This is a genomic window from Microbispora sp. NPDC004025 (assembly GCF_053604425.1).
Map to the genome: position 1 here is coordinate 277,596 of NZ_JBSGHN010000004.1, position 10,634 is coordinate 288,229.

Here is a 10,634-nt window from a genome sequence, read left to right on the forward strand (position 1 = left end):
CTACGCCTCAAGACGGTCCATGCCGAGCGCATCGTGAGCGTCCGAGCTCCGACTGCTGTTCCCCCACCAGCCGGAACACCGACGCCCCCTTAACACCGCCAGATCCTCAACCACCGGCGCAAGCCCCTGCGCCGCCCGAGACGCCGCCACCCGCGCCCGCATCTCGTCACTCAGCCAGACCCGCCACCAGGCGCCCACCCCACACGACGCCACCCCTACGGCACCGCGCTCCCAGGTCCTCCCTCCGCCGCAAGCTCGCCTCCCCTCTCGCTCCTTTCAATCGATGACGAGACCAAGAATGCGACCAGCACCCAGAACGAGGACACCATCCAGCCGGACACCACCAAGACGTCCAAGAGATCCCTCGCGGGGCAGCACGTCCCCAGCGTCCCCACCTGAAGCGCCTCAGCCGAGGGCGTTTCACGCGGATATAGGGCAGCGGGTTGCCGGGTGGGGCCAAATCACGTTCGCAGAACATACGCGCAAGATCGCAAACTGGGGCCGGATCAGACGCGGAACCGGGGCCGTATCCATGGCGAGGGCGGTGAGACAGCGGCGCGCGAGGTCGTCACCTCACGAGAAGCTCATCTCCGCCAGACCTTTCTCCACCGTCACGTCAGGCGAGTAGCCCAGTTCCCTCCGCGCGGCGGTGATGTCGTAGGAACGGTCACGGCCGGTGAAGCTCACCAGCCAGTTCGTCAGCGGGGGCGCCGTCTTGCGGCGAAGCAGGCGTGTTGTGCGGTCCATCATCGCGGCCATGGGCGCCGCCATCGCCAGAGGGACGCTGCGGCTCTTGGACAGATCCACGCCGCGGGTCGCCAGCAAGGGGATGAGGAAGTCTCGAATGGGCATCGGCGTGCCGTCCGTCACGTAGTACACCCCGCGGTGGCGGCCCCGTGTGAGCGCGAGGATCGCGGCACCGGCCAGGTTTTCGACGTGCACGAAGTCGACGATGTGCTTACCGTGATCGATCCAGGCGAACCGTCCCGCCTCGGCGACCTTGACCATTTCGTTGATCGTCGTCATTCCGCGACCCCAGATGAACGGCGGGCGGAGCACGATCAGCTCGGTCTTCTCGCTGTGGGCTTTCAACAGTGCGCGCTCGGTGGCCAGCTTGACCCGGCTGTAGGCGATGTTCGGCCGGCCTTCCGGCGTCGACTCGTGGGTCCTCCCTGAACCTCCAGTCATCCCTTCGTTGCCTATGAGTGGGTCGCGAAGTTTGTCATCGTTGTATCGGCCCCCGCTCCCTACAGTCGGTTGTCGCAGACGACCGACTACACAAGTGACGGGCATGGTGCATGCGCATGGGCGAGAAGCTCACCGACGCCTCCAACAGCCTAATCACCGGCAGCGACCCCGTCCGCGAGGTCGTTCAACAGGTCCTGCATGAGGTAGATGTCCAGGCCGAATATGGCCAACTCCGGCGAGCGGTTGCCAAGTGATCGACTACGACCCGACGCGACCCAAGTGGGTGCAGATCTACGAGGCCGTACGCGCACGCATCGAGTCGGGCGAGTACCCGCCCCGCTACCTCATCTCCGAGGTCCAGATGAAGGGCGAGTTCGGCGTCGCCCGCGTGACCATACGCAAGGTGACCGCCAAGCTCCGCGAAGACGGCCTCATCGTCACCACCCCGGGCATGGGCTCCTTCATGGCCCAGGACAAGAACGAGACCTCCGAGCAGGCCTGACAGCCACCCGGAGGTCTCACCAATCTGGCTACTCCTCCGAAGAGGCCGTCAGCCCAGTCGGGCAAAACCTCCGAGCAGCGCGGCGCTGCCCGGAAGTCTCACAGTCCGGCTACTCCCTATGGACACATCGCGAGCGTGCGAGCCGGCGTACCTTGCCACGCAGCTCGGTCAGGCCTTGCGGAGCCCGGCAAACTGCAGGCCGGTGAAACCCGCCACCACTGCCGCCTGGACGACCACGAAGGCCGTGCCCAGATCGGTCACCGGGAACCATCCGGCGATCAGCATCTCCGCGCTGGCCGCCACCCAGGCCACGTTGACCACCATCACCGCGATCACCGCCGCCCTGTTCACCACCGGACGCGCGGCAAGATAGAGAAGGGTCGCGGCGAAGGCGACCAGGAACGCGCCGACCGGCACGAGGAACGCGGCGGGCAGGCCGAACATCGAGCCGAAGATCGCTGCGACGGCCAGGAAGACGAGGCCGTTGGCGCCCGACCCGATGGCGTCCTGCTTGAGCGCGAACCGCAGCAGTTTGGCCTTGGAGTTGGCGGCAGTAGTGGGCGCGGTGGCAATGGCAGCCATGGTCAGATCCTTTCGAGCGTGATGCTGTCGTCCCTGTGCCAGCGAAATTACGCAGGTCGACACCGCGCCGAATCTGTCATCGTGACGGTAGTGCCCAGTCACGGTCACCCGGTCGCACACTGGGCGGGCACCTGGCCTTCGCCGCAGCTGCCAGGCCGGAGCTATGATCCGCGTTCCGCTAGATTTCGGCCATGTTGTACGGGCGGGCTGCGGAGCAGGCTCAGGTGGATCGGCTGCTGGCGAACGCGCGTTCCGGGCGCAGTGGTGTATTGGTAATACGCGGCCAGCCGGGCATCGGGAAGACCGCGTTACTCGGCCACCTGACGGAGCGGGCCGCGGGGGTGCGGGTGCTCCACGGGGTCGGCATCGAGTCCGAGGCGGAGCTGCCGTATGCCGCCCTGCATCTGCTCCTGCGTCCCGAACTTCACCGGATCGACGTGCTGCCCGAGGCACAGGCGGCGGCGCTGCAGGGCGCGCTGGGGCTGGGCGCGGCGGCTCCGGAGAACCGGTTCCTCGTCGGGCTGGCTGTGCTCAGCCTGCTGGCCGAGGTCGCGGGCGACGGGGCGCTGCTCTGCCTGGTCGACGACGCGCAGTGGTTTGATCGGGCGTCCATCGACGCGCTGGTGTTCGCGGCGCGGCGGCTGGACGCGGAAGGCATCGCGCTGGTGTTCGCGGGCAGGGAGGAGTTCCACCCACAGGGGCTGCCCGAGCTGTGGCTGGACGGTGTGGACCGCGACGCCGCCGTCGCGCTGCTGGCCGAGTCGGCCAGGGATCTGGCGCCGAAGGTGCGCGACCGCGTCCTGGACGAGGCGGGCGGCAATCCCCTCGCGCTCATCGAGCTGCCGTCCACGCTCACCGCGGAGCAGCAGGCCGGGCAGCTGAACCCGTTCACCACGATTCCGGTCGCCAACCGAGTGCAGCAGGCCTTCCAGCAGCAGATCAGGGCGCTGCCCGGCACGGCTCAGGCCCTGCTCGCGGTGCTCGCCGCCGACGACACGGGCGACCTTGGCATCGTGCTGCGCGCCGCGGAGTCCTTCTCCGCCGGGCTGGCGGACCTGGAAGCGGCGGAGCAGGCCAAGCTGGTCACGGTGAACGGGGCCGCGGTGGCCTTCAGGCACCCACTCATCAGGGCCGCCGCCTACCAGAACATGCCGTTGACGTCGCGGCTGGCCGTACGGCGTGCGCTCGCCGAGGTGCTCGACGGCGGCGAGCACGCCGACCGCCGGGTCTGGCATCTGGCCGCGGCGACGACCACGCCTGACGAGGACGTGGCGCGCGAGCTGGAGCTGGCCGCGGAGCGGGCGCGCACCCGTTCCGGCTTTGCGGCCATGGCCGCGGCCTACGAGCGGGCCGCCGAACTCACCCCCGACACCGCCAAGCGGTCGGTACGGCTGGCCGCGGCGGCTGTAGCGGCCAGTGACGCGGGCCAGCCGACCCGGGCGGGCTCGCTGGCCGACCGGGCCAGCGAGGAGATCCAGGACCCGCTGGCCCTCGCTCACCTGATCCAGGTGCGCGCCCATCGGGAGTTCGAGCAGGGCAGCCAGGCCGCGGCCGGCGAGCTCATCATCACCGGCGCGGAGCGGGTCGCCAGGCTGGACGCCGAGCGGGCGGCCTACCTGATCGTGGAAGCGGTGCGCTGCGGATGGTACGCCGGTGACCCGGGCCTGGCGGAGCAGGCGGCAAGGCTGCTCAGGGCCCTGCCCGAGATCGGATCTCCACTGGTGAGCGGCGCGCTCGGGCTGGCCGCGCTGGTCAGCGGCGACCTGAAGAATGCGGTCACGCTCATGCAGGAGCTGGTACTCGCTCCGGATCTGTCCGCGCTCCAGGTGCCAGGCATGCTCTTCATGGCCCAGCTGTGCGCGCCCATCGGGCGCTACGGTCAGGGCGAGGCCGCCGCGGCGCGCGTCGAGGCCGAGTGCAGGGCCCACGACATGGGCGGCTGGCTGACCACCGCCGTGGAGACCCGGCTGCAGGCGCAGATGCTGCTCGGCAGGTATCGCGAGGCGGCGACCAAGCTGGAGGAGATCATCCCCGTGATCGGCGACCTGGGGCAGCGGAACGGAGCGGTCGCGCTCACCGCGCTGCTCGCCCTGGCGTGCGGCGAGCTGGGCGATGAGCAGGGTTGCCGGACGGCGGCCGCGGCCGTCATCGAACAGGCGGGAATGCGCGGGCTCCGCACGGCCGAGGCGGTCGCAGTGGCCGGGCTCGGGCGGCTGGAGCTCGCGCTGGGCCGTCCAAAGGCGTCGCTGGGGATCCTGGAGAGGATTTCGGCCGCCAACGCGCCGGTGTCCGTCTTCTTCGCCCCTGACCGGATCGAGGCCGCCGTCAAGGCCAGGGAGCCCGGGCGGGCGCGCGAGCCCCTGGCGTACTGCATGAACTGGGCGTCCAGCGTCGGCGTGCCGTCCGCCGACGCGGTCGTACTGCGCTGCCGCGCCCTCGTCGAGAACGACGAGGACCTGTACGAGGAGGCCATGCGAGCGCACGAGCAGGGCGAACAGCCACACGAGCAGGCCCGCACACGGCTGCTCTACGGCGAGTGGCTACGGCGGGCGCGCAAGCGTGCCGCCGCCCGCGCCCAGCTGCGCGCCGCCCTGGAGACCTTCGACCGGCTCGGCATGGTGCTGTGGGCCGAGCGCGCCCGCGCCGAGCTACGCGCCACCGGCGACGTCCCCGCGGCCCCGCGCCAAGCGGACGATCCGCTCAGCGTTCTCACCGCGCAGGAGAGGCAGGTGGTACGGCTGGCCGCCGCGGGCGCGTCCAACCGCGACATCGCGGCCCAGCTGTACCTCAGCCCGCGCACCGTCGGCTACCACCTCTACAAGGCCTTCCCCAAGCTGGGGATCTCCTCACGGGCGGAGCTGGCCGCGATCGCTACCTGAGCCTGCCGTACAGCTCGGTGATCTTGGCTTCGTCGGCGACGAGCGGCAGCTGGTCGAAGGTCAGGGTCCAGTCGCTCGAGATGCCACCGGTGTCGCCGACACGCTCGATGATGCCGAAGCTGACCGGGTCGGTCTGGCCCTCAGGCAGGAGCGTGCCGTGCCATTCCAGGTACGTCGCGCCGTTGACCTTGACGGCCTGGCCCGGCTGCAGCCGGACATCGCTGACCTGGTCGAAGAACCTCTTCAGGTAGGCGAGCTTGCCCTGCGTGGTGCGCAGCGTGCCGCCGTTCAGGCCAGGGGCGGACAGCGGCGCGCCGGTGAGCCGTTCCACCAGTGCCTTCGCGTCCTCGTCGTTCCATGCCTCGGCACGGGCGACGAGCTCATCGGGGCCGAGGACGGGCTTACGGCCCTGGTCGGGGGTGCTGCCGTCGGCGACGTCGGCGAACAGGTCGGGCAACTCGGGGTCGAGCGGCTTGAACCAGGTGTGCCGGTCGTAGTAGCGGCGGCCCTGGACGACCTTGCCGCCGTCGGTCAGTTGGACTCGGTAGACCGCAGGGTAGGCGACCTCGTGTCCCTTGATCGTGGCCTCGTTGTTCGCTTCGAACATTACGGCGGGACCGTTCACAGCGATGCGCGTGCCACGGAAGCGGAAGTCGGGGACCAGGCTGAGCGATCCGCTGATCGCCTTTCTGATGGCCTCCTCACCCTGGAGCAGTGGCGTGCTCGCCTTCGCCGGCTCCCACAGCGTCGCGTCCTTGGACCACATGTCGACGTAGGCACCCACCCGGTCGGGGGTGTTGACCTTGCCGAACTTGATTTGCCGCTTGATGAAGGTGCAGGCGTTGGGCGACACCCAGCCGCTGATGGAGGTGACCTCCGGTCGCGCCTCCGCGCAGCCCGCCGCTCTGTCCCAGCTTTCCCCGGTCGCCTGCGCCGGCCCCGTGATCGTGCAAAGCGCCAGCACCGCCCCGAGTGCGAGGCCCATCCCCGCAATCCGCGTCACCTTCATGACCTGCCCCTTTCGATGTTCTTTCAGGTGCCACCGAAATTAGGCCGATCCTCTTCGCGGCAAATCTGTCAACGTGACGGTAGTCAGACGCACCGCACCAGGTAGGTCATGGGAAGCGCCATCGGGTCTGGCTGTATTCGCCCTTGCGAAAGCCTTTCACGGGAAGGAGAGCCGGCGGCGAGCGATCAGGCCTTGGCCGGGGAGATGGCCCTTGCCCTCGGGGTGATCAAAGCCGCACTCGCCTACTTCGAAGCGGTTACTCCTCCAAGAAGTCGTCAGCCCGTCGGGCATGAGGCGGAAGGGTCACCCTGCATCGACCCCGTGCCGCCGATGCCGCAGTAGCCGTTCGGCACCTTGATCAGGTATTGCTGGTGGTAGCGATTCACCTCAGGCAATAAGTTCTCCCTCACCGCGCTCTGTGACTTCTCACTGGCTGCTGGCAGGTCGGCGCCTACACTTGGCAGCATGGACTTGGACAACGAAGGCTGGGCCGACATCGAGGAACCCCTCGACACGCCCGCGCTTCCACGGCATCTCGCCGCGCTCGTCGGCGCGCTACAAGGGCCGGCAGACCTCGGCGTCCACCATGACCGGTACCTCACCTATCCTCACCACGAGGAGTCCGACGGAGCGATCACCGCGTGATCCTCTGCGACACGGGACCCCTCGTCGCGGCATTCAACAGGGCCGACAAGGACCACGTTCGCTGCGTCCGGTTTCTCGCACAGAACTGGACCAAACTCGTCGTACCGTCGCTCGCGGTGACAGAGATCTGTCACCTGCTCTCTGATCCGGTGCGTCGCGGCAGCCCCACTCTTGCAGCCGAGTTCTGCGCCGCCATCGCCGACGACGAGCTTCGCGTGATCGAGGTGACACCTCACGACTACCGGCGGATGTCCGAACTGCTCTCGGCCTACGCCTCGCTCCGCCTCCAAGCCGTCGACGCCTGCGTTATAGCCCTGGCCGAACGCTTCGACCTTCGCGAAGTCGCCACGCTGGATCAGCGGGACTATCTCGTCGTTGCCCCTCGTCACCTTCCTAAGGGGCAACGACTCACCATCCTGCCCGGCGACTGATTAGCTCTCACTCGTCGGCAGGCCGACTGGGCAGCTCACGCCGGTGCCAACGAGCGTGTATCTATGTGACCCATGCGTAGAGCTGCGATCTACTGCCGGATCAGCCAGGACCGCGCGGGCGCCGGGCTCGGCGTCGCTCGCCAGGAAGCCGACTGCCGAGCGCTGGCCGGACGCCGAGAATGGCAGGTCATCGACCTCTACTCCGACAACGACGTCAGCGCCTACTCCGGAAGCCCCCGCCCGGCATGGCAACGACTTCTCGGCGACATCGAGGCCGGAACCGTCGACGCCATCGTGTGCTGGCATGTCGACAGGCTGACACGATCCCCGCGCGAGCTGGAAGACGTCATCGACCTGGCCGACCGGCGCGGCATCGAACTCGCCACGGTCACCGGGGAAATCGACCTGGCCACACCCACCGGGCGACTGATCGCGCGCATGCTCGGGGCAGCAGCCCGCCACGAGGCGGAGCACAAGGCCGAACGACAAAAGCGCCAGCGACGCCAGAACGCCGAGGCGGGCAAGGTCTCCGGCGGCGGGATGCGCCCTTACGGCTACGCGGAGGACCGCATCACCGTCATCGACGATGAGGCCGACATCATCCGCGAGGCCGCCCGGCGCGTGCTGGCCGGCGAATCCTTGGCGAGCGTGTGCAAGGACTTCCAGCGGCGGGACGTGAAGACCCCTTCCGGGCGTCACTGGGTCCCGACGACGCTGCGGCGTCTACTCGCCTCAGCTCGCATCAGTGGGCGAAGGGGACACATTCCACGCAGCAGCTTCCAGACCACCCGCCCCTTGCTGGGTGAGATCGTCGCCGACGCCGTCTGGCCCGCGATCATCACTCCCGTCGACTCCGACCGGCTGCGCGCATTACTCAGCGATTCCACCCGTGACTACCGCCGCCAGGCCGCCACCGGGCGCACCTACCTCCTGTCCGGGATCCTACGCTGCGGCCGTTGCGGGCACCGGATGAACGGCCGCCCCCGCGCAGGAGTCCCCCGCTATGTGTGTCCGAACGTTCCCGGCAGCGGCTCATGCGGCGGTGTCGCCACCAACGCCGCCCGTACCGACGACTACGTCCGCGACATGCTGCTGACCGCGCTCGACTCTCCTGCCCTCGCCGAACGCATTCACCATGACGGCGGCGATGACGACAACCTCGCCGACGCCGTACGCGCTGACGAGGAACTGCTGGAAGAACTCGCCCAAGCCTGGGCCAGCCGTGAAATCAGCCGCAAGGAATGGATGGCCGCCCGCGCCCCGATCGAACTGCGACTGGACAAGAACCGCGCCCAGCTGGCGAGCCTGTCGCGCACCTCGCCCCTGATCCCCTTCATCGGCACCGCTCAGGAGATGCTCACCCGGTGGGAGGCCATGAACGTCTCCCAGCAACGCGCGATCGTCGCCGCGGTCCTCCGCACCATCACCGTCGCGCCCGCCGACCCGCGCAAGAAGTGGGACCCCGACAGGTTCACCTTCGACTGGCTCGCTTAGGCCACCTGGCGCAGGTGTTCCAGCCCGTCCTCACCAACGAGCCGGAACACCGACGCCACCCGTTCCAACACCGCCAGATCCTCAACCACTGGCGGCAGCCCCTGAGCCGCCCGAGATGCCGCCACTCGCGCCCGCATCTCGTCATTCACTCACCCCGACCGGCGCCCGCACTCGCCGCCACCACACGGCGCCGCTCTACCGGATCCTCCCCTCGCTGCATACGCTGCCTCCCTTCTCCTCCCCTCTGTCAATGGACAGGATCAAGGGTGCAGCCAGCAGCAAGGTCAAGGGGACCACCCGATGGGACGCCGTCAAGACGTCCTAGAAATCCCTCCGAGGAGCAAGTCGTCCCCAGCGCGGCGTCTTACCTTCAGTGAGACGAAGAAAGATCTCGTTGGTCGCCGGGCCAGAGCCACAGCGAGGGCTGTAGCTCCCGATACTGCTCGGCGTAGTCCGGGTGCCAGGGGAACCGGCCATCGGGGTCAGGCCACACCACCTCCAGCACCGGAAATGGTGGACGCCGATAGAACGCGATCGCCTGCCCGAAAAACTCTCGATACCACCGCAAGTCGACTTGCTTGAGGACGACCGAGTGCCGCGCGATGAGGTCATGCCGCTCCTGCTCCGCTTCGACAGGCTCCCCGTAGCGACACCGTCTCCGAGGCGGTTCAGCAGCTCGTGCATGAGATGGATGTCCAGACCGAACATGGTTAGTTCGGGCGACCGGTAGGTGTGCCACAGGCCGACGGTGTAGGCGAAGCCGGGCCCCAGATCGTCCTCCGGAATCATCGTCACGCTCCAGCCGCGACTCCGGACGTGCTCCACAGTGTGCCGATCCATGACATCCCACTCATCGCGGTCCCCGTAGTCATGGCAGACGATGCAGCGACAACCCGGACCATCAGTAGACATAGGCCGTAGCGTACGGACTCCGCGATCAGCGAGCAGCCGGCCTCTGGCCGCTGCTACGGCGATGTTCGGCCTCGCCCCCAAGATCGAAAGCTACTTTTCTTCTCGCTATCAAGGGCGGCCCGCTCTGCGGCCCGCCGGGCGCCCCGGTCTCCAAGCGTGCCCGGCTGCGGCTCTTCGGCCGGTCCGGGCACGCACCGCCCGCGCGCCCTTCAACCAGCAGCACGGCTACCAAACCGACACAAGCGCTCATCTGGTGTCGTCGTATGGGTGCGGCTCGCCGCTGGCCACGGCGATCGATCACGTCGAAATTTGTCGAGTCCAGGCGGGGTTGCGCCTCGTTGAACTTGCCCTCGCCGGAATGGCTCCCGGCCAGGTTCCCGTCATCAAGGCTCGGGCCGTCGGACCTATCCAGGTTGCGATCGCGCTGTGGCTGGTCACTGTGCAGGGTTAAGGGCGATCGAAGGTCCGGGGCTTCGTGCCTCAGCCCCGGCCCGCCGCACTCAGAGGGTGCGAAGCCTGCCGGGCACAGTAGGGCCTTCCAGATATTCGAGCATGGCATGGATGGTTCGAACCAGAAACTTCATTAGTCTCATCGAGCGTTCCAGAGCCCGAATCGCAAGTGTTATGCCGCTCCCAAAATCGCTCTTATCAATTTAGGGGAGGATGGAAAATCTATACAAGCCCGAGAACCCACAAGCGAAAACCGTATCGGGATGGAGAATTTTCACATCTCGCATATTGGCCGCAAGGCGCACCGCTGCAACGCATCTGCTTGCGCCGCCGAGGTCCCACAAACGCACTGTCCCATCGTCCGAGGTACTGGCCAGCCACGATCCGTCGGGGGCAATGGCTACCCCACGCACCCACCCGGTGTGGCCTTGCAGAACCGCACGCTGGCTGCCGTCTGCATTCCAAAGGCGCACTGTTTCGTCAGCTGAGCCGCTGGCTAGCCAGGAGTCGTCGGGGGCAATCGCCACTGCATACACCGAGTT

General features: G+C 67.8%; 10 protein-coding genes and 2 pseudogenes. 6 read left to right on the forward strand and 6 right to left on the reverse strand.

Annotation, left to right across the window (positions count from 1 at the left end):
* Window positions 1-573 precede the first annotated feature (573 nt).
* Window positions 574-1,293, reverse strand: a complete 720-nt coding sequence (locus tag ACWEQG_RS13240) for an NAD-dependent epimerase/dehydratase family protein (RefSeq protein ID WP_452284413.1) — start codon at window positions 1,291-1,293, stop codon at window positions 574-576.
* 11 nt (window positions 1,294-1,304) lie between these two features.
* Here ACWEQG_RS13240 and ACWEQG_RS13245 point away from each other — a divergent pair, with 11 nt between their 5' ends.
* Window positions 1,305-1,442 carry a hypothetical protein gene (locus tag ACWEQG_RS13245; protein WP_452284415.1) on the forward strand — a complete coding sequence of 46 codons (138 nt, stop codon included), beginning with the start codon at window positions 1,305-1,307 and terminating at the stop codon, window positions 1,440-1,442.
* Window positions 1,439-1,690 carry a GntR family transcriptional regulator gene (locus ACWEQG_RS13250; protein ID WP_452284417.1) on the forward strand — a complete coding sequence of 84 codons (252 nt, stop codon included), beginning with the start codon at window positions 1,439-1,441 and terminating at the stop codon, window positions 1,688-1,690. The genes ACWEQG_RS13245 and ACWEQG_RS13250 overlap by 4 nt, the downstream gene beginning before the upstream one ends.
* Before the next feature lie 168 nt (window positions 1,691-1,858).
* Here the strand turns inward: ACWEQG_RS13250 and ACWEQG_RS13255 are convergent, their stop codons facing one another.
* Window positions 1,859-2,272 carry a hypothetical protein gene (locus tag ACWEQG_RS13255; protein WP_452284419.1) on the reverse strand — a complete coding sequence of 138 codons (414 nt, stop codon included), beginning with the start codon at window positions 2,270-2,272 and terminating at the stop codon, window positions 1,859-1,861.
* Between the two features lie 191 nt (window positions 2,273-2,463).
* On the opposite strand from ACWEQG_RS13255, the gene ACWEQG_RS13260 reads away from it, so the two are divergent.
* Complete coding sequence (locus ACWEQG_RS13260) at window positions 2,464-5,151, forward strand: AAA family ATPase (protein WP_452284421.1); 2,688 nt, start codon at window positions 2,464-2,466, stop codon at window positions 5,149-5,151.
* Here ACWEQG_RS13260 and ACWEQG_RS13265 read toward each other — a convergent pair.
* Window positions 5,144-6,160, reverse strand: coding sequence for a nuclear transport factor 2 family protein (locus ACWEQG_RS13265; RefSeq protein WP_452284423.1), 1,017 nt, complete (start codon window positions 6,158-6,160; stop codon window positions 5,144-5,146). The two genes, ACWEQG_RS13260 and ACWEQG_RS13265, sit on opposite strands and share 8 nt — an antisense overlap.
* A gap of 275 nt (window positions 6,161-6,435) precedes the next feature.
* Window positions 6,436-6,537, reverse strand: a pseudogene (locus tag ACWEQG_RS13270) (peptide-methionine (S)-S-oxide reductase MsrA); the annotation flags it as partial.
* 88 nt (window positions 6,538-6,625) lie between these two features.
* On the opposite strand from ACWEQG_RS13270, the gene ACWEQG_RS13275 reads away from it, so the two are divergent.
* The 3 genes from ACWEQG_RS13275 (at window position 6,626) to ACWEQG_RS13285 (ending at window position 8,730) form a co-directional block, all read left to right on the forward strand.
* Window positions 6,626-6,805 (forward strand): hypothetical protein, encoded by a 180-nt coding sequence (locus ACWEQG_RS13275; RefSeq protein ID WP_076435238.1) that lies wholly within the window; start codon window positions 6,626-6,628, stop codon window positions 6,803-6,805.
* Complete coding sequence (locus ACWEQG_RS13280) at window positions 6,802-7,236, forward strand: type II toxin-antitoxin system VapC family toxin (protein ID WP_452284425.1); 435 nt, start codon at window positions 6,802-6,804, stop codon at window positions 7,234-7,236. Before ACWEQG_RS13275 ends, ACWEQG_RS13280 begins: the two co-directional genes overlap by 4 nt.
* Before the next feature lie 72 nt (window positions 7,237-7,308).
* A complete protein-coding gene (locus ACWEQG_RS13285; protein WP_452284427.1) occupies window positions 7,309-8,730 on the forward strand; it encodes a recombinase family protein in 1,422 nt (473 codons plus the stop codon).
* Window positions 8,731-9,100: 370 nt separating this feature from the next.
* Here the strand turns inward: ACWEQG_RS13285 and ACWEQG_RS13290 are convergent.
* Together ACWEQG_RS13290 and ACWEQG_RS13295 are read right to left on the reverse strand one after the other, a co-directional pair.
* Window positions 9,101-9,642: pseudogene (locus tag ACWEQG_RS13290) on the reverse strand (DUF4262 domain-containing protein).
* A 653-nt stretch (window positions 9,643-10,295) separates the two neighbouring features.
* Window positions 10,296-10,634, reverse strand: a 339-nt coding sequence (locus ACWEQG_RS13295; protein ID WP_452284429.1) for a WD40 repeat domain-containing protein, incomplete at its 5' end; no start/stop codon positions are given.